Genomic DNA, 24,249 nt, shown 5'->3' on the forward strand with positions numbered 1-24,249 from the left:
TACGTTGTGCAGTGCGGGTTGTAAGGGCGCGGGGGCGGCGCGGCAAGGCGGGTCAGGCCAGCAGGATGTGCTCGATGAGGATGCCGGTGCCGAGCGCGATGAGCGCCAGCCCGCCCGCGACCTCGGCCCAGCGGCCGAAACGGCGGCCCAGCGAGGCCCCGGCGAGGGTGCCCAGCGTGGCCATGACGAGCGTGGCCGCGCCGATGGAGAGCGCCACGATGAGGATGGGCGCGCCGAGCAGCGCCAGCGAGATGCCGACGGCGAAAGCGTCGATGGAGGAGCCGATGGCGGTGACGACGAGGCCGCCGGCGGAGGGCTCGGGGCGGGTTTTTGCCAGCGCGTGCAGCACCATGCGGGCGCCGACGAGGGCGAGGAGGGTGAAGGCGATCCAATGGTCGATGGCCTCGACGAACTGCGCCGCCGCCAGCCCGGCGGCCCAGCCGAGCAGCGGGGTCAGCGCCTCGATTGCGCCGAAGACGGCGCCGGTGGAGAGCGCTGCGGTGAAGCCGGGGCGCGCGGTTTGCGCACCGCGCCCGAGCGCCGCCACGAAGGCGTCGATGGAGAGCGCGAGCGAGAGGGTTGCTATGGCGAGCGGGGTCATGGCGCATCCTGTTCCTGTGCGGGTCAGGTAGGGGTGCGCGCGGGAAAAGTCAATGAAATCAATTAGATGTAATTGAGACGCAGTTGCATTCTCATAAAGCGTTCAGCAGCTCGACGGTGGGCCAGCCATCGGCCGGAAGGCCAAGGCGGGCCTGCTCGGCGCGAATGGCGGCGCGAGTCTTTGCGCCGAGGATGCCGTCGATCTCGCCGACATCGAAGCCGCGGTTCACGAGCTTTTGTTGCAGGGCCTTCATCTGCGCATCGGGGAGGCCCGGATCCGGGTTGCCGGCGTTGAACACGGGCGCGCCTTCGAGCCGGGTGGCGAAATAGGCGGCGGTGGTGACGTAAACGAAGCTCTGGTTCCACTCGAAGTAGACGCGGTAGTTGGGGTAGGCGAGGAAAGCGGGGCCTTTGCGGCCCTGCGGCAGCAGCAGCGAGGCGGGCAGATCGGCCAGCGTGCCCTCGCGCGGGGCGACGCCGAGGGCGGCCCAATCGGCGGCGGGCTTCTCGGTTTCGAGCCCGGTCTGCGACCAGTCGAGGGTGTCCGGGAGGGTCACCTCCTGCAACCACGGCTCGCCGGCGCGCCAGCCGAGCGATTGCAGCATCTTGCCGCCGGACATCAGCGCATCGGGAGCGGAGGTCTTGAGAGACACGTGGCCGTCGCCATCGCCATCGACGCCGTTTTCGAGGATGTCCTCGGGGAGCATCTGGACCATGCCGATTTCACCGGCCCAGGCGCCGGTGGTGCGGGCCGGGTCGATGTCGCCCGACTCATAGAGCTTCATGGCGGCGAAGATCTGCGGCCGGAACAGCTCGGGGCGGCGGCAATCGTGGGCGAGGGTGGCGAGGGCGTTCACGGTGTTGAAGTCGCCCTGGACCGCGCCGTAATCGGTTTCGAACGCCCAGAAGGCGAGGAGGACGCCGCGGGAGACACCGTATTTTGCCTCTATGTCGTTGAAGACGCTGTCGTATTTCTGCGCATTGCTGCGGCCCCGGTCGATCCGGCCCTGGCTGATGAGGCGGCGGGAGAAGTCGACGAAGGGCATCTGGAAGACGCCCTGGGCGCGGTCTGCTTTGAGCACTGCCGGGTCTTGGCGGACGCCCGCGAGAAAGCGGCTGGCGGTGTCTGCGCTGACCCCGTGAGAGGGCGCTTCGGCGGCGAGGCCGTCCTTGAAGCTGGCGAAATCGCCGCCGCAGGGGGCCTCTTGTGCGACGAGAGGCGACGCGGCCAGAAGGGCGGCGGCAGCGGCGGCGAAAGGGAGGGCGAGGCGCATGTCTATCTCCGATAAGAGCAGTGGCGCGAGAGTAGCGAAGGGCTTGGCGGGCGCAACGGGGGGCACGAAAACGTTAAATGCGGGGTCGGGCGGATGCGGGGGCCGGTGATAACCGGTTGATTCCGCGCGTTGATGCGGGGTCGCGGTGCCGTGTTCACAATTCGCGTTAACCAAGGTTTCAAATGTGTTAACGTCCTCTTAGGCTTTCCGGCCCATGATGGGCCTTGGGGGCGTTGGGTTCGGGTCGTTCCGAACAAAGAGGCTGGTGTGAAAGTTCTCATCGTGGAAAGCGACGAGGAGCTCGGAAGTATCTGGGCTCGTCACCTTGAGCGGCAGGGCTGCTCGGTGACGCTTGTGGCCAGCCAATCGGATGCCGTGGACGCGCTGCGCCACGGGTCGGTGCAGGTGATCGTGCTCAACCTCGTGCTTCTGGAAGGCTCCGCGCTGGCGGTGGCCGATTTTGCCTCTTACCGGCAACCGGAGGCGCGGGTGATCTTCGTGACCGACACAACCTTCTTCTCGGATGGCTCGATCTTTTCGTTTGCATCCAATGCCTGCGCCTTCCTGCGCATCGGCACCCCGGTCGACGACCTTGCCGCCATGGTCGAATATCACGGCGGGGGTTTCGGCGCGGATGCCACGGGCGACGCGGCTCTGGTCCGCCACTGACGCCGGATCGGCCGCGACCTGCAGACAGCCTGATGAATTGTGGTTTGCGAGACTTGCCGGGAAGGCGCGAATGGCTCAGGCTGTGACGAATCTCCGGGGCCAGAAATGAAGACAGTCGTGCCGCTCAAGACGCCAAAACCCGCCGCATCGCCCCGCGTTGCAGAACTTCGTCACGGCGGGCAGGTGCTTGTCGACCAGCTCGCCATTCGCGGAATTGAACGGGTGTTCTCGGTGCCCGGCGAAAGCTTTCTGCCGGTCCTCGACGGGCTGGTGGATTCGGGGATCGCCAACATCGTCTGCCGCCAGGAAGGCGGCGCGGCGATGATGGCGGAAGCCGAGGGCAAGATGACCGGCGAGCCGGGCGTGCTTTTCGTGACCCGCGGGCCGGGCGCGTCGAACGCCTCGGCGGGCTTGCATGTGGCGCGCCATGACAGCACGCCGATGGTGGTTTTCGTCGGGCAGGTGCCGCGCGAGCAGCGCGACCGGGATGCGTTTCAGGAAGTGGATCTGCGGGCGTTTCTGGCGCCGGTGGCGAAGTGGACGGCAGAGGTGGATGACGCCGCCCGCCTGCCGGAATACATCGACCGCGCCTTTCGCCTGTCCAATGCGGGGCGGCCGGGGCCGGTGGTGTTGTCGCTGCCCGAGGACATGCTGCACGACAAGGTCGATGTGCCCGACCGGCCGGATGACGCGTTTTTCACCTCGCCGGAGGGCTCGAACTTTTCCGAGCTGGTGATTCATCAGATCGAACGCTCGCACCGGCCGCTGGTGATCGCCGGCGGTTCGGGGTGGAGCGCGGAGGCCTCCGCGAACCTCGCCCGCTTTGCCGAGGCGCTTGACCTGCCGGTGGCGGTGCCGTTCCGGCGGCAGGACTACATGGACAACCGGCACCCCAATTACATTGGCGATCTTGGCGTGGGGATGAGCCCGGGGCTGGCAGATGCGGTGCGCCAGGCCGACCTGATCGTGGCGCTGGGCACCCGGCTGGGTGATATCACCACCGGCGCCTACAAGCTGCTCGACGTGGCGCGCCCCAACAAGCGGATCATTCAGGTGCACCCCGACCCGGACGAGATCGGCAAGGTCTACCCGGTGCAGCTGCCCTTTGTCGCCGAGGCTCCGGCGGTGCTGGCCAAGCTGGCCCGATCGGTGCGGCCGCGCAGCGACAAGCGGCAGTGGACGGCTGACTACCGCTCTGCCTACGAAAAATGGCTGCGGCCAAAGGAAACCCCGGGCGCGCTGAAGCTGGAGCAGGTGATCGGCTGGCTGTCGGACAACCTGCCCGAGGATGCGATTTTGACGAATGGCGCCGGCAACTATGCTGCCTGGCTGCATCGCTACTACCAGTTCAAGCGCTACGGCACTCAGCTTGCCCCGACCAGCGGGTCGATGGGCTACGGGCTGCCCGCGGCCATTGCCGCCAAGCTGCGCCACCCCGGGCGGGTGGTGGTGGCGCTGGCCGGGGACGGCTGCTTCCAGATGACCTGCAACGAGATGTCGACGGCGGTGCAGCATGGCGCGGCCCCGATCGTGCTGGTTGTGAACAACGGGCGGTATGGCACCATCCGGATGCACCAGGAAAAGACATTCCCGGGGAGGGTCTCGGGCACCGATCTGGCCAACCCGGATTTCGTTGCGCTGGCGCAGGCCTATGGCGGCTTTGGCGAGCGGGTCGAGCGGACCGAGGATTTTGCCGGCGCCTTCGTGCGGGCCCAAGCCAGCGGACGGCTGGCCGTGCTCGAACTTGTAGTGGACCCTGAGGCCCTGTCGGCCGGGCTGACCCTGAGCGAAACCCGCGAGGTCGGCCGGAAGCGCTGAGGCTGCGCCGCGCCTGCTGGCGGAGAAGCCCGGCGTGGGATCAGTTGTCTTGCCTGACGATGTCGATGATCAGCACATCGGTCAGCGTCGGACCGAGCACCTTGCGGCCGACCTCCCTGAGCGCCTGCGAAAGCCGGCCCATCTTGCTGCCGGTGGTGAAGTTGCCGGAGAACCCACCCGAGTTGGCATGGTCGAAGAGCACCTGCAGAAAGCTGTCGCGCAGCTTGGGTTCTCGGGCAAAGACCAGCTCTGCCTGTCCGGCGTCGACCTCGAGGCTGAGGCTGAGCACCACCATCGACGCCACCCGTCCCTCCTCGACGATCGGAATGATGAACTGGTTGCTGATCTTCACGTATTCCCGGGTCGGGTCGGACTCTTCGCCGGTGGTATCCGCTGCCATCGGCTCTTCTTCCGGGTGGCTCTCGACCATCTCGCCGTCCTCGCCGCAGGGGTTCATCATGGCCTCCTCGGGCGGCGGGCGGAGCATCATGCCGGCGCCCGTGCCCGCGCCCACTCCGACGAGCGCGAGGATGAGGATGAGGAGTATGGACTTCATGAGGGCGGGCTCCGGTCAGAAGGGAAGAACGATGTCGGTGATCTGCTGGCCATAGCGCGGCTGCTGGACATCGGTGATCTGGCCGCGGCCGCCATAGCTGATGCGGGCGCCGGCGATCTTGTCGTAGGTGATTTCGTTCTGGCGGGTGATGTCCTCGGGGCGGACATAGCCGGTGACGAGCAGCTCGCGCAGCTCGAAGTTCACCCGCACTTCCTGGCTGCCCTGGATCCTCAGGATGCCATTGGACATCTCCTCCACGATGGTCGCGGCGATGCGCAGCTCGAGCTGCTCGTTCCGGCTGACCGACCCGTTGCCGGAGTAGGTGGAGGAAGAGTTGGTAGAGACCGCATCGGCCATGGTCGCCCCTTCCGGCAGGCGCTGGTCGACCCGCTCGGGGATGCCGAAAAGCGAGGGGACGCCCATGCTTTCGGCGCCGTTGCGCGAGCGGCCGGTGGCGTTGGAGATGCTGGCGCTGTCGTCGATCTCGATCACCACGGTCAGAATGTCGCCGCGCCGCACCGCCCGACGGTCGCCCAACAGGGACTTGCGGTTGCGGCTCCAGAGCGAGGCCTGCTCGGCCCCGCGCTTGTCGTCCAGCACGTCGGGCAGGGGGACGCTGGCCATGGCGCGATACTCGTAGGTCTCTTCGGTCGGCTCGAAATCGGGGGCCTTTCCAACATCTTGCAGGCGCGAGCAGCCCGCGAGGGCGAGCAGGGCGGTGAGCAGAAGCAGGGCGGTGCGGGGCATCAGAAATCCTCCAGGTCGTTCAGCATTCGGGCGCTGGGGCCCACGATGACGCGCCCGGCCGCGTCGACCTGTCCGGTCACGGTGCTGCGGGATGCGAGGTTCATGACCTTGAGCAGATCGCCCGCCCCGGCGCGCCCGAGCGCGCGGGCCTCGGTGGCGATCAGCAGGCCGTTCTGGTGGTAGATCAGCGTCACGGTCTGGTTGCGCTCGACGAGGGCCGGCGCACCGAGGTCCGCGGCCCGGATCGGGCGCCCCGGATAGAGGGTGACGCGGGCCTCGAGGCCGAAGGCCAGCTCGGCCTCGTCCAGCGCCCCGATCGCGGTGCCTTCGCGCAGCAGCACATCGCCGGGCTCCAGCACGGTGCCGGCCGGAAGCGTGCGGGCGGCCACCAGCATCTCGGCGCGGAGCGGGCTGGCCAGCAGAGCCAGAAGGAGAAGGCTGCGCAGGATCATCAGCGGATCTGCGTGGTCGCGCCAAGCATCTGGTCGGAGGCGGTGATGACCTTGGCGTTCAACTCGTAGCCGCGCTGGGCGGTAATGAGATCGGTGATTTCCTTCACCGCGTCGACCGAACTTTCCTCGAGGTAGCCCTGCCGGACGATGCCGAGCCCCTGCTCGCCGGGCGAGGCGATGATGGGCGGACCGGAGGCTTCGGTTTCGAGGAAGAGGTTGGAGCCCATGGCTTCGAGCCCCTTGGCGTTGGAGAAATCCGCAAGGGTGAACTGCCCGACAAGCTGGGAGCCGACGGTGCCATCGAAGTGGGCATAGACCTCGCCATCGGTGTTGATCGAGATGCTGCGGGCGTCGTCGGGCAGGGTGATGTCGGGTGCGACGGGGTAGCCGTCGGAGGTGACGATCAGCCCGTCGGCGGTGCGCTTGAGCGCCCCGTCGCGGGTATAGGCGGCGAGGCCCGAGGGGAGGGTGACCTCGAAGTAGCCGAGGCCCTCAATGGCAATGTCGAGGTCGCCGCCGGTGGAGCCGAGCGAGCCCTGCTGGATGTTCATCGACACCGAGGAGGGCCGCACGCCGAGGCCGATTTGCACGCCGGTGGGCAGCACGGTGCCGTCATTGGCGTTGATCGTGCCGGGCCGGGCGAGCTGGCGATAGTGCAGGTCGGCAAAGTCGGCGCGACGGGCGTTGTAGCCGGTGGTGCTCATGTTGGCGAGGTTGTTGGAAATGACATCGACACGCATCTGCTGCGCGCTCATGCCGGTGGCGGCGATTTTCAGGGCCTGCATCGGGTTGCCTCCTTAACGGGTGAGGGTCTGGATGACGGAGTCCTTGCGCTCGGACTCCTTCTCCAGGAATTTCTGGCCCAGCTCATAGGTGCGCTGGACCTCGATCATGCGGGCGATCTCGAGGATCGGGTCGACGTTGCTCTCTTCGATGAAGCCCTGGAGCACGCGGGCGTTTTCGGCGGGCACCACGGCGCCGCCCGGATCGAAGAGCGTGCCGCCTTCGCGGGTCATGGCGGTGTAATCCTCGGGCTCGACCATGCCGATCTGGGTCAGCGGAACGCCGTCGGCGCTGAGCGTGCCGTCGGCGGCGAGGCTGATGGAGCGCGCGCCGGGGGGCGCGAAGACGGGCGCGCCGCCGGCATCGAGCAGAAAGTGCCCATCGCCGTTCATCACCTCGCCCGCGGGCCCGGGCGTGTAGCTGCCCGCGCGGGTCAGGCGCAGCCCCTGTGGCGTTTCGATCTGAAAGAACCCCTCGCCCTCGATGGCAAAGTCGAAGGTGCCCCCGGTCTGGCTGAGGGTGCCCTGCGCGAGGTCGGTGTTGCGCACCCGGGCCGTCGCCATGGAGACCGAGCCGGAGGGCCCGTCTGCGGCGCGGACCCACTCGGAAAAGATCACCCCCTCGCGGCGGAAGCCGGTGGTGGAGAGGTTGGCGAGGTTGTTGGCCACCGCGCGCATCTCGTTCATCAGGCCCGACTGGCGGGAGAGGGTGACATAGGTGCTGCTCATGGGATCAACCTCCGGCGATCAGCGGAACGAGGGTGGATTGGAAGAAACTGACGAGGCTCTCGGTCATGAACCCCATGGTCAGCCAGAAAACGGCGAGGATGGCGGCGAGCTTGGGCACGAAGGTGAGGGTCATTTCCTGCACCGAGGTCAGCGCCTGGAAAAGGCCGATGGTCACGCCCGCGACGAGCGCCACGGTGAGGATGGGCAGGGCGATGACAACGCCAACCCAGAGCCCCTCCCGGAGCGTGTCGTAAAAGCCCGCCGCCTCCATTGGTCACACAGGCATCCGCAGGATTTCCTGGTAGGCTTCCACGACTTTGTCGCGCACCGTCACCGCCGTTTCGACGGCAAGCTGGGTTTCGGCCAATGCCTGAACAAGGGCGTGTGGATCGGCTTTGCCGACCATCGCCTCCTTTGCCACATGCTCCGCGTTCGAGAGCATGGCAGCGAAGTCCTGAGCCACGCGGGCGAAGCCTTCGCCGCCCGGTTCGGTGCCCGTCTTCGGGGCGGTGGCTGGTCTGGCTCCTTCATAGAGCCGGGACACACTGGACATCTTGATATCCATTCTGGATCTCCTTTAATCTGCTATTTTCGCAGTATTTCCAAAAGGCTACGGGTCATCTGCCGGGCCTGATCGAACATCTTGAGGTTTGCCTCGTAGCTGCGCTGGGCCTCTCGCGCGTCGGCGATCTCGACCACGAGATCGACATTCGAACCGAGGTAAATGCCATCCTCTCCGGCCATCGGGTGGGAGGGGTCGAAGACCTCGGGCAGATCGGTGTCGTCGAGCTGCACGGGCGCGGCCTCGACCGCGCCGGAACGCCGCCCGCCCTGCAAGATCTCGCGGAACGGGGTGAGCTTGCGGTGGTAGCCGGGCGTATCGACGTTGGCGATGTTCTCGGACACGTGACGCAGGCGCGAACTCTGAGCCCGCATGGCGCTCGCGGAAACGGAGAAGCTCTCGAACAGGTCGCTCATGCCGCCCCCCTACCTGCGCCCGAGCGTGGCGCGAAGGATGCCCAGCGTGGTGTTGTAGACCGACAGGGCCAGCTCATGCCTGATCTGGACCTCGGCCGACTTCACCATCTGGGTTTCGATCGACACGCTGTTGCCGTTCGGGTCGCTATCGACGCCGCGCTCGACAAAGGGGCGCAGCTCGGGCGGGGGGGCACTGCCGGCGAGATGACCGGCGCGGGTGCTGCGCAGGGCCATGCGGCCGGAGGCGCGGTAGGTGTCGCCGAAGGCCGCGATGTCACGCGCCTTGTATCCGGCCGTATCGGCCTGGGCGAGGTTCTGGGCCACCACGTTCTGTCGGGTGGCGGAGTGCGTGGCCAGACCACGCGCCATTGAAAGGATCTCGAGCTGATCGAACATCGGGGTTTCTCCCACGGGCTTCAACCTCGGCTTAACTCTGATTCCTTTAGAAAGAGTTTCAGGTGTCCGGTCCGGCGCACCGAAAGAGGAGACTCACATGGCAGAAGCCACACTTGCCCAGCTCACCGCCGAGATCGCGGCGCTCAAACCCACGATGGCCGTGGGCAGGATCAGCTCGGTCGGGCGCGGCGCGGTGGAGCTGACCGGCCTCTCGGAGATCGCCGCGCTGGGCGACCAGGTCTGGCTTGGCACGCGGGAGGGGCGGCTGCGCGGGGAGATCGTTCATATTGATCGCAGCTACGCGATGGCGCTGCCGGACGGCTCGGTTGATGGTATCCGGCTGGGCGACCAGGTGATGCTGCAGGGGGGCGACGGGCTTTATCCGGACCTTGGCTGGCAGGGCCGGATCATCGACCCCTATGGCAACCCGCTCGATGGACGGCCCCTGCCGCGCGGCCCCGATCTGCGCCCGCTGCGTCCGCACGCACCGCCTGCCACGCAACGCAAGCGGCTCGGAACGCGGCTTGGCACCGGGCTGGCGGTGTTCGACACGCTGCTGCCGATCGTGCGGGGGCAGCGGCTTGGGCTGTTTGCGGGCTCGGGGGTTGGCAAATCCTCGCTGCTGGGCGCCTTGGGGCGGGGCCTTCAGGCGGACCGGGCGGTGATTGCGCTGGTCGGGGAGCGGGGGCGGGAATTGCGCCACTTCATCGAGGATGTGCTGGGGCCGGAGGGCATGGCGCGGTCGGTCATCGTGGCGGCCACCTCAGACCAGTCGGCCATTGCGCGGCGCCGGTGCCTGTGGACCGCGATGACGGTGGCCGAACACATGCGCGACGCGGGCGAACACGTTCTTTTCCTTGCCGATTCTGTCACGCGCTTTGCCGAGGCGCACCGGGAGGTGGCTCTGGCGGCGGGCGAGCCGGCCAGCCTGCGCGGCTATCCGCCCTCGACCGCCCACATGATCATGGCGCTGGCCGAACGGGCCGGGCCGGGGCTGGACGGGGCGGGCGACATCACGGCGATCTTCTCGGTGCTGATGGCAGGGTCGGACATGGAGGAGCCGGTGGCCGACATCCTGCGGGGCGTGCTCGACGGCCACGTGGTGCTGGCGCGCGAAATCGCGGAGCGCGGACGGTTTCCGGCGGTGGACCTGCTGCGCTCGGCCTCGCGCTCGCTTCCGGAGGCGGCCAGCGCGGAGGAGAACGCGCTGATCGGCAAGGCTCGGCGCCGGCTGGGGGCCTATGACCGGGCGGAGCTGATGATTCAGTCGGGGCTGTATTCGCCCGGATCGGACCCGGAGATCGACGCGGCCATCCGGTGCTACGGCGCGCTGGACGGGTTTCTGGCAGACCGGAGCGACGGGCCTTCAGCGGCCTTCAAACGGCTGCGGGCGATTCTGGGCCCCGGTTAGATATAGAAAGGGGGCCATGACGGCCCCCTTTTGTTTGGCGCTTTTGGCGCGGTTCACTCGGCGCGCAGTTCCTGGAACTTGGCAGCGGCAACCGGGTTGATCACGCCGCGGGTGGTCACGGCCTCGGAGGCCTGGGCCACGCCGTTGTTCTGCTCGGCGTTGAGCTCGCGGAATTTTGCGGCCGCCACGTCGTTGACCACGCCGTTGGTGCTGTCGTCGTTACCGAAGTAGACGTGCGATTCACCGGCGGAGTCGCTCTCGTGGGCTTTCAGCGTCACCAGCTGTTCCTGGGTGTAGACACCGGGCTGAACGCCGATCGAGTTGGCGAGGTTGTCGCTGGCGGCGAAAGCAGGAGCTGCGACGGCGAGGACGGCGGCGGCAAGGATGGTGGTTTTCATAGGTCTGTCTCACTTTTCAAAGGGGCCCGTTCGGGCTGTTGGCGCGATGTCTTGCATCGTGATGACCCCGATGTATGGTCTGTTTAGTATGAATCAAACAAACAGAACAAACTAATTGATATGAACAGTGCAAGGTGCTGTTTTTGTTTGAAAAGTTTTTTGTTTGGCCGGGCTTCGGGGGCTGAGAATGCGCACATGAACCCGGAACCACTGGACTTTAAGTGCGTTTAGTATTAGCTAAACACCACAGAACAGACTGATGAGCGGTGACAGAGACGCGTGTGAAACGAAACTCCTGAAGAGGCGGATGACCCCATGACACAACCCATCGACGAGACCCGAGACGAGTTCATCGAGAAGATGGGACTACTGGTGCAAGCCGATGGCCTCCCGCGCACGGCGGGGCGGGTCATGGGGATGCTGGTGTGGCATGGCGAGCCGATTTCGTTCTGCGATCTTGCCATCGGGCTTCAGGTGAGCCGCGGCAGCATCAGCACCGCAACCCGCATCCTGATCGACCGCCGGATGGTTCGGCGCCTGGCCAAGCCCGGGGATCGGCAGGACTACTTCCAACTTGCAGAAAAGTCTTACGAGTCGATGGTGAAGGACCTGAGCCTTCAGTTCCATCGCCGCAGCGAAGACCTGTATTCGACGCTGGATTGCGTGCCCGAAAGCGAGCCGGAGATCCGGGAGCGGGTGCGCGCCTATTCGGTGATGCTGGAATCCGTCTCGCGCAAGATCGGTGAGCTGGCCGAAGAGATGGTGTGAGGCGGCGGCAGGCCGCGATCAGGCGACCAGCGCCTCGGCCTTCTTGAGGTCGACCGACACCAGCTGACTAACCCCTTGTTCCTGCATGGTAACGCCAAAGAGCCGGTCCATCCGGCTCATCGTCACCGCGTGGTGGGTGATAATCAGAAAGCGGGTGTCTGTGCGGCGTGTCATCTCGTCGAGCAGGTCGCAGAACCGGGTGACGTTGGCATCGTCGAGCGGGGCGTCGACCTCGTCGAGCACGCAGATCGGCGCGGGGTTGGCGAGGAAGACGGCGAAGATCAGCGCCAGCGCGGTGAGGGTCTGCTCGCCGCCCGAGAGCAGGGAGAGGGTCGAGAGCTTCTTGCCCGGAGGCATGCACATGATCTCGAGCCCCGCCTCGAGCGGGTCGTCGGATTCGACGAGTTCGAGCGAGGCCTCGCCGCCACCGAAGAGGTGCTTGAACAGCAGGGTGAAGTTGGAGTTGACCTGTTCGAAGGCGGTCAGAAGGCGTTCTCGGCCTTCCTTGTTGAGCCCGGCGATGCCGTTGCGCAGGGCGCGGATGGCTTCCTCGAGGTCGGCCTTTTCCTTGACCAGCTCGTCATGCTCGGTCTGCACCTCCTTGGCGTCTTCCTCGGCGCGCAGGTTTACCGCCCCGAGTGAATCGCGCTGGCGGCGCAGGCGGGAGAGGTCGTTTTCCAGCCGCTCGACATCGGGGATCTTGTCCGGGTCGGCCTCGAGGGTTTGCAGGAGGTCGGCGGGGGCGCATTCGAGCTCTTCGTGGATGCGCTCCTCGGCCAGCTTGCGGGCTTCCTGCGCGGCTTCCATCCGGGCCTGCGCGGCGGCGCGGCCTTCGCGGAGTTCGCCGGCGATCTTGGTGGCCTCGCGCTCCTCGGCCTGGGCCTCGCGCCATGCGGTTTCGCCCGCGGCCAGCTTGTCGGCGGCGCCCTTGCGGCGCTCCTCGGCCTTCTCGAGCGCGTCCAGAAGCTTGGTTTCACGGGCTTCGATGTCGTCGGGCGCGGCCTCGGCGGTGGCCAGTTCGGCCTCGGTGGTGGTCTTGCGTTCGTTGAGCTCGTTGGAGCGAGCCTCGGCGTTGGTCAGCCGCTCCCTCCAGTTGGACACCTCGCGGGCGATCTCCTGCAGGCGGCGCACCCGGGCCTCGCCCATGCGGCGGATCTCGTCCTGCACCGCTCGGCGGGAGAGCATATCTTGCCGGGCGTTCTCGACGAGGCTCTTGGCCGCCTCGACATTGCCGCGGGCCTCTTCGAGATCGCCGAGCTGGGCCAACGCGGCCTCGGCCTCCGCAAGGCGCTCGCGGGCGGCCTTTGCCTCGTCCTCGTGGCGCTTCACGGCCATGTCGGCGGCCTCGGCGCGGGTGGCGGCCATGGAGGCATCGCTCTCGGCGCGGGACAGGGCACGGGAGGCATCGGCGACGGCGGTATCGGCCTCGCGGCGGGCCTGGCGCGCGGTGCGGTCGGCCTCGGTCACGCGGGCCAGCTCTTCGGACAGCGTGGTGTGGGCCTGCCGGGCCCCGGCGGCGCGGGCCTCGGCCTCATTGAGATCGAGCTTCAGCTCTTCGAGCCGGTTGAGCTGCTCGAGCCGGAGGGCGGCGGCGGAGGGGGCATCTTCGGCGGCGGCGCGGAACCCGTCCCAGCGCCAGAGGTCGCCCTCGCGGGAGACGAGGCGCTGGCCCGGCTTCAGCTCGGCCTGCCGCGCGGCGCCCTCTTCGGGGCCGGAAACAAGCCCGACCTCGGCCATCCGGCGCTTCAGCACATCGGGGACATGCATGTAGTCGGCCAGCGGGTGCAGCCCGCCGGGCAGGCCCTGCGGCGCGGGATAATCGGGCAGGGCGGCCCAGCCGGAGGGCGCGTCGGCCTCGACGGCGGGGGCGCGGAGATCGTCGGCCAGGGCGGCGCCGAGGGCCTTCTCGTAGCCCTTGTCGACCGAGAGCATGTCGAGCACCTGCGCGCCCTCGGTGCCCTCGCGGTCGACCAGCCGGGCAAGGGCGTGCATCTCGGCGGAGAGGGTCTTGGTTTCGCCCTCTGCGGCGGAGGCCGCGGCGCGGGCTTCGGCCTCGCGCCCAGCACATTCGGCGCGGGCTTCGTCGGCGGATTCCAGTGCCTTCTCAGCCTCTTCGGCACGAAGGGTGGCCGCTTCGCTGGCGGCCTTCGCAACGCGCATCGCCTCTTCGGCCCCGGCCTTGCGGCCGCGCGCCTCTTCGGCCTGGGTGCGGGCCTTGGCGGCCTCGGCCTCGTTGCGATCGGCCCCGCTGCGGGCGTCGGATTGCATCCGCTGGGCCGACTGGTGGCGGGCGGCGAGGCGGGCGACATCCTCGGTCTGCTCGGCGAGCCGCTCCTCGATTTCGGAGAGGACGGAGGCAGCCTTGCGGGCGGCCTCGGTGGCCTCTTCCAGCTTTTCTTCCTGCCCGTCACCGGCCTTCTGCAGCTCGGCTTCTTCCCAGCCCAGCCGCTCGACGGTTTCGCCCGCGTCGCGGTTCAGCCCCTCTTCGCGCTCCATGTCGCGGGTGAGCTGGGCGAGGCGGCTCTTGAGCGTGTCGATGGTGGCTTCGGCGCGGGCGGCCTCTTCGCGCAGACCGCCGCGCTCGACCTGAAGCCGCTGGAGCACCGCCGCCGCGATTGCCTCTTCCTCGCGCAGGGCGGGCAGGGCGGCGTCGGTCTCGCTGCGGCGCTTCTCGGCGGCCAGCACGGCGCGTTCGGCGGCGGAGGCGGCGGCGACGGTGTCGCGGTGGGACTGTCCGGCGCTGGCCACGGCCTCGTCGGCCTCCATCCAGCGACGGTAGAGCAACAGCCCCTCGACCTGCCGCAGCTCGCTGCCGATCTCGCGGTAGCGGGCGGCCTGCCGGGCCTGGCGGGCCAGCTGGGAGAGCTGGGCGGCGAGCTGTTCGATTACGTCATCGACGCGGGCAAGGTTCTGCTCGGCGCCGTTCAGCTTGAGTTCGGCCTCGTGGCGACGCTGGTAAAGGCCTGAAATCCCTGCGGCTTCCTCCAAGATGCGCCGCCGTGACTTGGGCTTGGCGTTGATCAGCTCGGAGATCTGACCCTGCCGCACCAGCGCCGGGCTGTGTGAGCCGGTGGACGCATCGGCAAAAAGCATCTGCACATCGCGGGCGCGGACATCCTTGGTGTTGGCCTTGTAGGCAGAGCCGGCGTCGCGGGTGATGCGGCGGACGACTTCGAGCACGTCCTGGTCGTTGAAGCCGGCCGGGGCGAGGCGCTCGGAGTTGTCGATGTGGATCGACACCTCGGCAAAGTTGCGGGCCGGGCGCGAGGCGGCGCCGGCGAAGATCACATCTTCCATGCCGCCACCGCGCATGGCGGTTGGGCGGTTTTCGCCCATGACCCAGCGCAGGGCCTCCAGCAGGTTGGACTTGCCGCAGCCATTGGGCCCGACAACGCCCGTGAGCCCGTTGGCGATGACCAGATCGGTCGGGTCAACGAAACTCTTGAACCCGTTGAGTCTGAGCCGTGTGAACTGCACGCTGCCTGCTGCCCCTTTTTGGCGCCCCTGTCCGTCCCCGTGCCCCGGCGGGGCGATTCCCCGGGGCTGGCCCATGTTTGGGGGGGAGGGGGCGTCTGTCAATCAGCATGTGGCAGCGTTTTGGCGGTTATCCACAAGATATGGAGCGGTTGACGGCGGGTCGCCGCCGGGGAAGATCGCAGCATGAGCCTCAAGATCTCCCGCGGCGATCCCCGCCATCCCGATGCCACCGACCTGCTGAAGCAGAGCCAGGCGCTGATGCAGCGGCTGTTTCCGCCGGAGGACAACTTTTTCCTCGATATCGACGCACTTTGCGGCCGCGACATCCGGTTTTTCGTGGCCAAGGAGGACGGTCGCATCCTCGGGGTGGGCGCGCTGGCGCTGCGGAAGGGATATGGCGAGGTGAAGTCGATGTTCACCCGCGAATCCGCCCGCGGCCGGGGGATTGCGGCACTGCTTCTGGCCGAGATCGAGGCCGAGGCGCGCCGGGAGGGGTATGACCTGCTGCGGCTGGAGACGGGCAACAGCCTGGCGTCGGCGCATCGGATCTATGGCAAGGCCGGGTTCGTCCAGCGGGGGGCATTCGGCGATTATCCCGAAGCGCCCTCATCGCTGTTCATGGAAAAGCGCCTGGACTGAGGGCTAGAGCTTTTTCATCAGGGCGCGGCTGGCCTGCATCTGGCCAAAGGACCGGGCCAGCGCCTTGCGGGCCTTGGCCGAAGCGGCACGCGCGCGGGCGAGGTCGCGGTTGAGGGCGGCCTTGCGGGCATCTGTCCAGCGGAGCCAGACATTTGTGGCGCGGGCATGCGCCGGGCTGAAATGCGCCGGGTCGGAGGCATCGGCCATGGCCTTGTGGCGGGCCTCGTCGAGCGCCTCGACGGCGGTGGAGAGCCGGGCCTCTTCGGCCAGCCGCAGCTTCAGCTTGCTCTGGCCCGACATGAACCGCGCTTCCATCAGCCCCGCAAGCTGTTGCATCTGCTTCTTTTTCACGGTCATGAGCCGGACCTGTTGGTATAGCTCGCACGTGCCTTCTGGCGCATTGCCTCTGAAAAGCGAATGGCGGCGGCGACGGGCGCGTAGTGGTCAGGGCGGATCTCTTCGCCCAGCTCCACGGTGGCATGGAGCGCCCGCGCGGTGGGCGGGTCGCGGTGGATCGGAACCCCGGCCTCCTGCGCCCGCGCGCGAATGCGGGCCGCCAGCTCATCGACCCCCTTGGCGACGCAGACCGGCGCGCCGGGCGTCAGCCGGTCCCACTTGAGGGCGACGGCATAGTGCTGCGGGTTGACGATGACCACATCGGCCTTGGGCACCTCGCTCATCATCTGCGCCGAGGCGATCTCGATGGCCTTCTGGCGGCGGAACTGGCGGATGTGCGGGTCGCCCTCACTTTCCTTGTGCTCGTCCTTCAGTTCCTGGTGGCTCATCCGGTTCTTGCGCATGTGCTCGGCCTGTTGCCACAGGAAGTCGACCGTGGCGATTGCGGCCATGATGGCGGTGACGATCATCAGGAAATCGAGGCACAGCCGGCCGAGCAGCGCCCCGACCTGACCGGGCTCGAGGGCGGCGGCGGAGAGCATGTCGGGGAGGCGCCGGTTGAGGTACGCGAAGAGCACGAAGGAGATGATGGTGAGCTTGACGAAGCTCTTGAAGAACTCGAACAGCCCGTTGCGGCCAAACTTGTTCTTGGCGTTGGAGAGCGGCGAGATGCGGCTGAGTTTGAACTGAAGCTTTTCCGGCGCGAAGGTGATGGCCCGCTGCGCAACCAGCGATGCGATGCAGGCCAGCGCCGGGATGGCAAACCAGGGGGCCATGGTGCCGGCGATCTTGGTCATCAGCCCGCCCGAGAGTGTGGCAAAGCCCGGGCCGGTCAGGAGCGGGGCGAGCCGGTCGGCCTGGGCGAGAAGTTGGCTGCCGGTCGCGCCTAGCCCGGTGATGCTGGAGGCGCCGACGGTGAACGCAGCCAGCAGCAACGCGCCGTAGGCCGTGGCGGTGGTGATATCGGTCGAGCGGGGCACCTCGCCCTTCTTGCGGGCATCATCGAGGCGCTTCTGGGTTGGCTCGTGTTGCTTGTCGCTGTCGTCATCCTGCCCCGCCATGTGCTACCCGCCGAAGGGTGTGGCCATGTAGCGCTGAAGCGCGGTGAGCCAGAGGGAGAGCAGATAGGGCGTGGACAGGAACAGCAGGATCAAGCCGCCCGCTGTGATGGCGGGCGCGCCGACGAATGCCACCATGAGCTGCGGCATGGCGCGGTTGATGACGCCGAGCGCGATGTTGTAGATCAGCGCCGCGATGATGAAGGGCGATGCCAGCGAAAAGGCCATGCCGAAGGCCGCAGATACCCGTGACACTCCCCACTCCATCGCGTCGCCGGCACCCAGCACGGCGCCGACCGGCAGCACCTTATAGCTTTCCACGAAGCCCATGGCGACCTGCACATGGAGCCCCGACGTGGCGGCCAGCGCCAGCCCGGCGACCACGAAGAGGTGGCCGATGGCGGGCTGCGGGTCGACATTTGGCGACGCGCCGAAGATCTGTGCCAGTGAGGTGGATTGCGCCGCCATCGAGCCCGCGACCTGCAGGGCGAAGATGAAGAGGCGAAGGCCGAAGCCGAAGGTCAGGCCGATGACGATTTCGCTCAAGAGGGTCAACGACAGGGCGATCCCTGCCAATGATGTTGCCTGCGGCACCGGGACCAGCGGCGCGACGATGGCGGTGAAGGCCAGCGCCGCGCCAAGGCGGATGCGGGCCGGCACGCCCTGCTCACCGAAGGCCGGGATCAGCGCCATGGCCGCCCCGACCCGCAGGAAGACGGTGAAGCCGGTGAGCAGCGCGGCCTGCGAGAAGCCGAGCAGCTGGGCCAGCGCTTCGATCATGCCGCGATCACGCCAAGCAGGGCAGGGCGGGCGTCCATTCCGATTTCTTCGAAGGAGAGAACCGGCGTTGCGATGCCCTTGGCGGTCAGCACTGTTTTCAGGAACCGGCGGCGGCGCGAGGTTGTGACCAGCGCGGGCGACACCCCGTCTTCCGCGACCCGCGCCAGCTTCTCGGAAACCCCGGTGGCCAACTTGGAAAACGCCTCCGGCGGCAAGGCGATATCCTCGGTGCCGTTGCCACCGTCGACCTGATGCGCAAGGAACTGCTCTTCCCATTCTGGCGCGAGTTGCAGCAGCGGGAGGGTGCCATCATCGCGGCGCAGCTCCGAGACCAGCTGGAACCCGAGCCTCTGGCGCACATGCTCGCAGATGGTCTCGGGGGCGGAATATGTGCCGCGCGCCTCGGAGATCGACTCGAGAATGAGCGGCAGGTTGCGGATTGAAACCTGCTCGTCGAGCAGTAGCCGCAACACCGCGAGCAACAGCTCGATGGGCACCTTGTCGGGCACCAGCTCGTCAATCAGGCGCTTGTTGGCTTCGGCCCGCACCGGATCGGACAGGTTGGCGAGCTCTTCGAGCAGGCGTCGCAGGGCCTTCATGGTCAGGAGGCGGGCAAAGTTGCGCTTGAGCACCTCCAGCAGGTGGGTCGCCAGCACCTCCGCCGGGGTGACGACGGTTGACCCCTGCAAGGCGGCGTCTTCGCGATCGTTCTCCGAGATCCAGCGGGCGGGCGCGCCGTAGACCGGCTCGTGGCAGTCCTCGCCGGGTGGTAGCAGCTCGGGCAGGTCGCCGGCCAGAGCAAGGACCCGCTCGGGATGGAGGAGATTGGTGGCCTGGGTCACGCCGTGGATGCGGATGGCGTAGGTTTCGGACCGCAGCGCGGCATTGTCCGTCAGCCGGATCTCGGGGAGAATCAGGCCGAAGGAGGCGGCGACATGGGCGCGCATGTTCTCGATTCTTGCGTCGAGGCCAGTCGCCGGATCGAGCACCATGGACACGAGGTCCGGCGCAAACTCCACGTGAATATCGTCGAGATCCAGCATGTCGCCCATGGATTTGCGTTGGGTCTTGGGTTCTTCGGGCGGCGGCAGGGCGGCGGCCAGGGCCTCGGCCTCGAGGGCGACATGACGGCGCCAGGCAAAGAGGCCCAAGGTCGCCGCTCCGGCAAAGAAGGGCAGCATCGGCAGGCCGGGCACGAGACCGAAGAGCGCCATGAGCACGGCGACGGTGGCGATGGCCGCGGGGTGCTTGCCGAGCTGGCCGACAAGGGCCAGGTCGGTCGCGCCCCGCTCGCCGCCGCGGGCCAGCAGAAGCGCCGAGGCGATGGAGATGATGACCGCGGGGATCTGGGTGACGAGCCCGTCGCCGACCGTCAGGATCGCATAGGTGTGGAAGGCGTCGGCGATGGGCAGGCCGTGCACGGCCGTTCCCATCACCAGCCCCATCACGAGGTTCAGCAAGGTGATGAGCAGCCCCGCCATCGCATCGCCTTTGACAAACTTCGACGCTCCGTCGAGAGAGCCGAAAAAGGTGGTTTCCGCCTGTTCGCGCTCGCGCCGGGACTTGGCCTCTTCGTGGTCGATCGCACCTGCCGACATGTCGGAGTCGATGGCGAGTTGCTTGCCCGGCATCCCGTCGAGCGCGAAGCGGGCGCCCACCTCTGCCATGCGGGCGGCCCCCTTTGTGATGACCATGAAGTTCACGATCATCAGCACTCCGAAGACCACGAGCCCGAGGAAGACCGAGCCGCCCATCACGAACATCGCAAAGCCTTCGATCACAGAGCCGGCGGCCCGCGTGCCCGTGTGACCCTCGCCGATGATGAGCTTGGTGGAGCTGACGTTGAGCGACAGCCGCAACATCAGGGAGGCCAGCAGGATTGTCGGGAAAGACGAAAAATCCAGCGGGCGTTCGATGAAGAGGGTGACGGTGAAGATCAGGATTGCGAGGGCAAAGCTTCCTGCGAGGCCAACGTCGAGCACCCAGGACGGCATTGGCAGAATCATCATGGTGATGACCCCCATCAAGGCGAGGGCCAGCAGGATCGTCGGTCGGAACAGATCGGCCTTGCCGAGGGTCACGTTCAGAGGCCTTCAGCCGGCGGGAAGAGGCTGGCCCCCTGCGCCGCCGGGCTGGTGGGCACAAGCGAGCCGAGCACGGGCGCGGCGCCGGCGTCCTTGAGTAACGGATAGGTGTTGAGGCGGGGTTCTTGCGTTTCGATCCCGTTGCCCGGCCTGTGGGCCACCGTTGCGAAATCGTCCGAACGGAGCGTGCTGCGATTGCGGTTGAAGCGGGTAAGCCAACGCTCGGACTCCTCCGGAGGCAGGCCTTGAAGGGCTGCCGCAGCGTTGCCCCAACCGCCGGTTTGAGCCTGGAGGCTTGTGAGAAGGGAAGCGGCGAACTCGGCGTTGACACGCGGGGTCAGCATATCTTCGAGCGAGGCGAACTGAGGCCCGTATTTGGCGTAATCGACCTGAAAGCATCCGAGGCCGAGTGCCGGGTGTCCCGACTTGATCTGCTGGTAGGCGTAGGCGCGGGCATCGTCGGCGGTTTCGAACCAGACTCTTTGGCCCTCCGCACCGACCGTCCATGGCCAGGGAACCAGCCCGTCGTCACTCTTGCGGCCGCTGACCGTGAGCATGATGGCCCGCAAGACCGAGAGCGGAACACCGGATTTTTCGGAGGCTTCCCTGGCAGCGGCTTCGCAAAGTTCGGGCCTCGAGGGCTGGGCGAGCGCGGGCAGCGACATGAGGGCGAGGGCAAGGACCGCGAGCAGAGCATAGATGCGGCGAGCGCGACGGCGGGAGAACGTAGGAACACGTGGCGTCGTTGACAGCCCGCGCGGTGCAACGCTGGGGCCGCCTTCTGGCGGGCAAGGGGAGGTCATGAGGGATCACAGTTCTGGCTAATCGATGATACGCCCAGCCTAGGCGATCAGAGTTACCATAAGGTTTCTGCCCTCAGGCTCCGGGCTGAATTTCGGGATCATTTTGCGACGGGGAGAGGGCCCGGGTGGCGGAGGATTTTTCCTGCAGAAGCGTCTCGATCGCACTCCGGCGCTGGCGAATTTTCTGCAGCAGCTCCTCCGTACCTGCCAGGCTCGGTTCGGCGGGTGCGACCGGCGCGTTCTCGGCCTGTACGGCCTCGGAGAATCCCGCTTCGGTTTCCGTGCCTGATTCGCGAATTGCTTCGGTATCGCCGCTGGCCCAGGCTGCGCGCCGTGCCGCGTCTTCGTCGCCCGCGACACGACTCATCGTATGGGCGCGGTCATGCTCGCCAAGCCTTGCCAGAAGCTCACCGCGAAGGGCGTCGCTCTCGGGCCCCTGCAAGCCGGCGAGTGAGGCCAGTGCCCGTTCGTATCGGCCGAGCGCCATGAGTGCACGCACGCGCATCAGGCGATAGGCATCCTCGGGAGGGAGCCCGTCGGATCGTTGAAGTGCCTGCTCGGGAAAGCCGAGTGACAGCAGGCGCGAGGCGAGAGCAAATGCGGTTTCTTCGCTGACCTGTGTGTGAAGATCGTTGTATGCGGGGTCGAAGAGGGTTCGAAGGAAGACCTCGTCGGAGGCGTTCTTCGCGAGGATCAGGGAGACGGTATCGCGGGCTTCGTTGATAGAACCTGGGTTGGCACCCGGGCTGTGGGCGTTGGCCGCAGTGAGCCGTTCGAAAGCTTTATCGAAGTCCCCGTCGCGGGCGTAGGCGGGGGCGATCGCGACCATGAGGGTGTAGGCAAGCGGCCTGTCCCGATGCTCGAAGATGATCGATTCGACCAGGTCAATCCGGTCAGGAGCCAGCGGGCGGCCCTGCTCATTGGCCAGACGGACAAGCTCGACGAGCGCTTCGGGCACCTCGGCCTGATTGGATTCCAGCACGCCTTCAAGGAGGTCTTCGGCGGCACCATTGCTGGCCTGTGATCTGAAGCCCTCTCCTCCGGCCGCATGATCGCCCTCTTCTGCCAAGGCGGCCTGAAGCATCTGGTAGCCGGAGCCATGGTCGCCATCTGCCCGCGAGAGCGTGTCCCGCAGGCTAGCCGCCAGCTCCACGTGGTTTCGGGCGAGCAGGCTCTGTGCGACTCTCGGCACAACCAGCCGTCGCAGATGCAGCGGCAAATCTGAGGCCGTGGCAGCGATATCGCGCGAGGTGGCGTCGCTCAGTGTGGCTGGCACAGGCCCGGTCAGCATGGCCCAAAAGCTGGCCTGTCCGGGACAGCCGACGTGGCCGACGAGGGCCGGACCGGCCTTGCCCGGTATGTCGTCGAGCCCGGCTGCAAGCGCACGGTATAGGGGGGCATCGGGGTCGTCCGGCATGAAATCATCAACCACCTGACGTGCTTCGGCGCCGAAGCCGAGGTAGAGATAAGACCGCGCCAATGCGGCGGCGGCCTGGGAATTGGGGGTGTCAAACTCGCGCAGCAAGGCCTGCCGGGCGGTGCCGATCATTTCATGTGGCTCTGCTTCGGGCTCGGAGATCAGAAAATCGAAGTGGCGTGGGTCGAGGCAGGCTGTCGCCGTTTCGGCGAGCCTCTCAGCCGGATTGGGCGCGGCGCGGTCGACGCCGGTAATTGCCCCCACGTTCTCGCCGGGATGATTGCTCGGGGGCATGTCGGCACCGGGTTGTGCCACCTCGCCGTCGAGCCCGCCGTAGTCGGGATTGGGCTTCACCATGCCCTGCGAGCCGGCCCGGGCGAGCTGCTTGAGGAGCTCGGCCTCGATTTCTGCGATACGCTGCCGCTCCCTCGCCTCGGCGAAAGGATCGGTGGCGCCGGGGTCTTCACGCGCGGGCGCAGTTGGCTCTTCCTGCTTTGGCGGCTGGTCCGCCATGTTGGGAAGCGCGACATGGCGGTCGTACCGGCGGCGCAGTTTGCCCGAGAACATTGGCGGCAGCACACCATCTGCAACCGCTACGGGGGCGGGAGCGCCGATCGGCTCGGCGCTTGGACTGGCCGTTTCGGTTGGTGGCACCTGCGCGGTCATCAACCGGTTGTTGGCCTCCTGTGCGGGCGGCGCGGCGCCATCCACGATATCCACGGCGACCACCTGTGTGCCGGTTTGGACCGGACGGATGTGACAGGCGCAACCAGATGTGATGATCAGCCTCCCGGCCTCCTGCGTGTACGCAAGATTCTGGATGCGATCCCGCCGGATACGGCGAAACGCGATGGACATGTCGAGTGCGATATCTCGGCGGGCAAGCTCCAGAACATAGCCGCCTTCGGTTCGCCCGACCTTCCAATCGGTTCCCTGTTGCAGCCCAAGCGCGATTCGGGTGAATCCGCTGTGCTCGCCAGTCGTCAGCAAGACAGTTTCAGCCTGCGAGGACGTGCTCGCAAGCAACACGGCGGCAAATAGCACCGCCCGGAGGCTGACGCGAAAGATCACGCTGCTTCTGCTTTTAGGTCTTTGAGTGCTTCTTCGAGTTCGGAGAAGCTGGGGCGGCTGTGGCCGGGCGTGTTTTGTCTGCCAACCTCGATGCAGATGTTGGTTGCATGCTGATGCAAGTTGGCGACGAGCACCTCGCGGATCAACTGGTAGAAGTGGCCATCCTCCTCGATCACGGCCTTCATCTTGGAAGAGAACGGCCCGACGATCCCGTAGGCGAGGAACACGCCGAGAAAGGTGCCCACGAGAGCGCCCCCGATCATCTTGCCGAGGATTTCCGGCGGTTGGTCGATGGAACCCATGGTCTTGATCACGCCGAGCACGGCGGCGACGATCCCGAGCGCCGGAAGCCCGTCTGCCATGGATTGCATGGCGTGCGGAGAGTGCAGCGCGTGGTGCATGTTGGCGGACATGCGTTTTTCCAGCACCTCCTCCACCTGGTTCGGATCATCATAGTTCATCGAGGCGGATCTGAGGGTGTCGCAGATGAGCTCGATGGCCTCCTTGTCGGCGAGAATCTTGGGGTAGCGCGAGATGATCGAACTCTCCGCAGGGTTCTCGATGTGCTCCTCGAGGCCCACCGGGTTTTGCCGCGCGAGGCGGATCAGTTCGAAGAGCAGGCAAAGCAGTTCCTTGTAGTCGTGGTGGCCCCAGTGCGGGCCCTTGAACACCTTCTTGATGTCCTTCAGCGTGTGTTTGATCGCGGCCATGTCGTTGGAAATGACGAAGGCACCCACGGCGGCTCCGCCGATCATGGTCATCTCGAAGGGCAGCGACTTGAGGATGATGCCCATCTTGCCGCCGGCGGCGAGATAGCCGCCGAACACCATCACGAAGATAATTGCGATGCCGACAATACCGATCATGAACTGCTCGCCCTTGCGCTGAACCGCGGGTTTCTACTCACCACAAGTGTTGCAGACCGCGGTTAATTTTTTCTGAGGTT

The 24,249-nt window shown here is 66.7% G+C and carries 25 protein-coding genes; 5 read left to right on the forward strand and 20 right to left on the reverse strand.

The window, feature by feature from the left end:
* Window positions 1–52: 52 nt before the first annotated feature.
* Together GTH22_RS18765 and GTH22_RS18770 are read right to left on the reverse strand one after the other, a co-directional pair.
* Window positions 53–601, reverse strand: a complete 549-nt coding sequence (locus tag GTH22_RS18765) for a manganese efflux pump MntP family protein (RefSeq protein ID WP_252947114.1) — start codon at window positions 599–601, stop codon at window positions 53–55.
* Between the two features lie 91 nt (window positions 602–692).
* The gene (locus tag GTH22_RS18770) at window positions 693–1,874 is read right to left on the reverse strand and encodes a lytic murein transglycosylase (protein WP_252947115.1); all 1,182 of its coding nucleotides are present in this window, start codon (window positions 1,872–1,874) and stop codon (window positions 693–695) included.
* A 267-nt stretch (window positions 1,875–2,141) separates the two neighbouring features.
* On the opposite strand from GTH22_RS18770, the gene GTH22_RS18775 reads away from it, so the two are divergent.
* The gene (locus GTH22_RS18775; RefSeq protein ID WP_252947116.1) at window positions 2,142–2,543 is read left to right on the forward strand and encodes a response regulator; all 402 of its coding nucleotides are present in this window, start codon (window positions 2,142–2,144) and stop codon (window positions 2,541–2,543) included.
* Window positions 2,544–2,648: 105 nt separating this feature from the next.
* Window positions 2,649–4,361 carry a thiamine pyrophosphate-binding protein gene (locus tag GTH22_RS18780; protein WP_252947117.1) on the forward strand — a complete coding sequence of 571 codons (1,713 nt, stop codon included), beginning with the start codon at window positions 2,649–2,651 and terminating at the stop codon, window positions 4,359–4,361.
* A gap of 40 nt (window positions 4,362–4,401) precedes the next feature.
* Here the strand turns inward: GTH22_RS18780 and GTH22_RS18785 are convergent, their stop codons facing one another.
* The 9 genes from GTH22_RS18785 to GTH22_RS18825 are packed head-to-tail and all read right to left on the reverse strand — an operon-like array spanning window position 4,402 to window position 9,001.
* Window positions 4,402–4,917 (reverse strand): flagellar basal body-associated FliL family protein, encoded by a 516-nt coding sequence (locus GTH22_RS18785; protein WP_252947118.1) that lies wholly within the window; start codon window positions 4,915–4,917, stop codon window positions 4,402–4,404.
* Window positions 4,918–4,932: 15 nt separating this feature from the next.
* On the reverse strand, window positions 4,933–5,664 hold the full coding sequence (gene flgH, locus GTH22_RS18790) for a flagellar basal body L-ring protein FlgH (protein ID WP_252947119.1): 732 nt from the start codon (window positions 5,662–5,664) through the stop codon (window positions 4,933–4,935).
* Window positions 5,664–6,116: a flagellar basal body P-ring formation chaperone FlgA gene (gene flgA, locus GTH22_RS18795; protein ID WP_371928372.1), complete on the reverse strand. Its 453-nt coding sequence runs from the start codon at window positions 6,114–6,116 to the stop codon at window positions 5,664–5,666. The genes flgH and flgA overlap by 1 nt, the downstream gene beginning before the upstream one ends.
* Entirely contained in the window at window positions 6,116–6,901 is a 786-nt protein-coding gene (gene flgG, locus GTH22_RS18800) for a flagellar basal-body rod protein FlgG (RefSeq protein WP_252947120.1), read from the reverse strand. The genes flgA and flgG overlap by 1 nt, the downstream gene beginning before the upstream one ends.
* 12 nt (window positions 6,902–6,913) lie before the next feature.
* Window positions 6,914–7,627 carry a flagellar hook-basal body complex protein gene (locus GTH22_RS18805; protein ID WP_252947121.1) on the reverse strand — a complete coding sequence of 238 codons (714 nt, stop codon included), beginning with the start codon at window positions 7,625–7,627 and terminating at the stop codon, window positions 6,914–6,916.
* Between the two features lie 4 nt (window positions 7,628–7,631).
* Complete coding sequence (locus GTH22_RS18810) at window positions 7,632–7,898, reverse strand: flagellar biosynthetic protein FliQ (RefSeq protein WP_252947122.1); 267 nt, start codon at window positions 7,896–7,898, stop codon at window positions 7,632–7,634.
* Window positions 7,899–7,901: 3 nt separating this feature from the next.
* Window positions 7,902–8,192, reverse strand: coding sequence for a flagellar hook-basal body complex protein FliE (gene fliE, locus GTH22_RS18815; protein ID WP_252947123.1), 291 nt, complete (start codon window positions 8,190–8,192; stop codon window positions 7,902–7,904).
* A gap of 20 nt (window positions 8,193–8,212) precedes the next feature.
* The gene (gene flgC / locus GTH22_RS18820) at window positions 8,213–8,605 is read right to left on the reverse strand and encodes a flagellar basal body rod protein FlgC (protein ID WP_252947124.1); all 393 of its coding nucleotides are present in this window, start codon (window positions 8,603–8,605) and stop codon (window positions 8,213–8,215) included.
* A 9-nt stretch (window positions 8,606–8,614) separates the two neighbouring features.
* On the reverse strand, window positions 8,615–9,001 hold the full coding sequence (locus GTH22_RS18825) for a FlgB family protein (RefSeq protein ID WP_252947125.1): 387 nt from the start codon (window positions 8,999–9,001) through the stop codon (window positions 8,615–8,617).
* A 97-nt stretch (window positions 9,002–9,098) separates the two neighbouring features.
* Between GTH22_RS18825 and GTH22_RS18830 the strand changes: the two genes are divergently transcribed.
* Entirely contained in the window at window positions 9,099–10,412 is a 1,314-nt protein-coding gene (locus GTH22_RS18830; RefSeq protein WP_252947126.1) for a FliI/YscN family ATPase, read from the forward strand.
* Window positions 10,413–10,465: 53 nt separating this feature from the next.
* Here GTH22_RS18830 and GTH22_RS18835 read toward each other — a convergent pair whose 3' ends face one another.
* Window positions 10,466–10,810: a hypothetical protein gene (locus tag GTH22_RS18835; RefSeq protein ID WP_252947127.1), complete on the reverse strand. Its 345-nt coding sequence runs from the start codon at window positions 10,808–10,810 to the stop codon at window positions 10,466–10,468.
* A gap of 315 nt (window positions 10,811–11,125) precedes the next feature.
* Between GTH22_RS18835 and GTH22_RS18840 the strand changes: the two genes are divergently transcribed.
* Window positions 11,126–11,578 (forward strand): GbsR/MarR family transcriptional regulator, encoded by a 453-nt coding sequence (locus tag GTH22_RS18840; RefSeq protein ID WP_252947128.1) that lies wholly within the window; start codon window positions 11,126–11,128, stop codon window positions 11,576–11,578.
* Between the two features lie 18 nt (window positions 11,579–11,596).
* Here GTH22_RS18840 and smc read toward each other — a convergent pair whose 3' ends face one another.
* Window positions 11,597–15,055 (reverse strand): chromosome segregation protein SMC, encoded by a 3,459-nt coding sequence (gene smc / locus GTH22_RS18845; RefSeq protein WP_252947129.1) that lies wholly within the window; start codon window positions 15,053–15,055, stop codon window positions 11,597–11,599.
* 183 nt (window positions 15,056–15,238) lie between these two features.
* Here smc and GTH22_RS18850 point away from each other — a divergent pair, with 183 nt between their 5' ends.
* Window positions 15,239–15,694: a GNAT family N-acetyltransferase gene (locus GTH22_RS18850; protein ID WP_252947130.1), complete on the forward strand. Its 456-nt coding sequence runs from the start codon at window positions 15,239–15,241 to the stop codon at window positions 15,692–15,694.
* 3 nt (window positions 15,695–15,697) lie between these two features.
* Here GTH22_RS18850 and GTH22_RS18855 read toward each other — a convergent pair whose 3' ends face one another.
* The 7 genes from GTH22_RS18855 to motA all read right to left on the reverse strand — a co-directional run bounded on the left by GTH22_RS18855 (window position 15,698) and on the right by motA (window position 24,169).
* Window positions 15,698–16,051 (reverse strand): hypothetical protein, encoded by a 354-nt coding sequence (locus GTH22_RS18855; protein ID WP_252947131.1) that lies wholly within the window; start codon window positions 16,049–16,051, stop codon window positions 15,698–15,700.
* Window positions 16,048–17,151 carry a flagellar biosynthesis protein FlhB gene (locus GTH22_RS18860; RefSeq protein WP_252947132.1) on the reverse strand — a complete coding sequence of 368 codons (1,104 nt, stop codon included), beginning with the start codon at window positions 17,149–17,151 and terminating at the stop codon, window positions 16,048–16,050. Before GTH22_RS18860 ends, GTH22_RS18855 begins: the two co-directional genes overlap by 4 nt.
* 3 nt (window positions 17,152–17,154) lie before the next feature.
* Window positions 17,155–17,928, reverse strand: a complete 774-nt coding sequence (locus GTH22_RS18865; protein WP_252947133.1) for a flagellar biosynthetic protein FliR — start codon at window positions 17,926–17,928, stop codon at window positions 17,155–17,157.
* Window positions 17,925–19,952 carry a flagellar biosynthesis protein FlhA gene (gene flhA / locus GTH22_RS18870; protein WP_252947678.1) on the reverse strand — a complete coding sequence of 676 codons (2,028 nt, stop codon included), beginning with the start codon at window positions 19,950–19,952 and terminating at the stop codon, window positions 17,925–17,927. The genes GTH22_RS18865 and flhA overlap by 4 nt, the downstream gene beginning before the upstream one ends.
* Before the next feature lie 59 nt (window positions 19,953–20,011).
* Window positions 20,012–20,569 (reverse strand): hypothetical protein, encoded by a 558-nt coding sequence (locus GTH22_RS18875; protein WP_252947134.1) that lies wholly within the window; start codon window positions 20,567–20,569, stop codon window positions 20,012–20,014.
* A gap of 319 nt (window positions 20,570–20,888) precedes the next feature.
* On the reverse strand, window positions 20,889–23,303 hold the full coding sequence (locus GTH22_RS18880) for a lipopolysaccharide assembly protein LapB (RefSeq protein ID WP_252947135.1): 2,415 nt from the start codon (window positions 23,301–23,303) through the stop codon (window positions 20,889–20,891).
* On the reverse strand, window positions 23,300–24,169 hold the full coding sequence (gene motA, locus GTH22_RS18885) for a flagellar motor stator protein MotA (protein WP_252947136.1): 870 nt from the start codon (window positions 24,167–24,169) through the stop codon (window positions 23,300–23,302). Before motA ends, GTH22_RS18880 begins: the two co-directional genes overlap by 4 nt.
* Window positions 24,170–24,249 lie beyond the last annotated feature (80 nt).

This window comes from Oceanicola sp. 502str15 (assembly GCF_024105635.1).
Taxonomy (GTDB): Bacteria; Pseudomonadota; Alphaproteobacteria; order Rhodobacterales; family Rhodobacteraceae; genus Vannielia.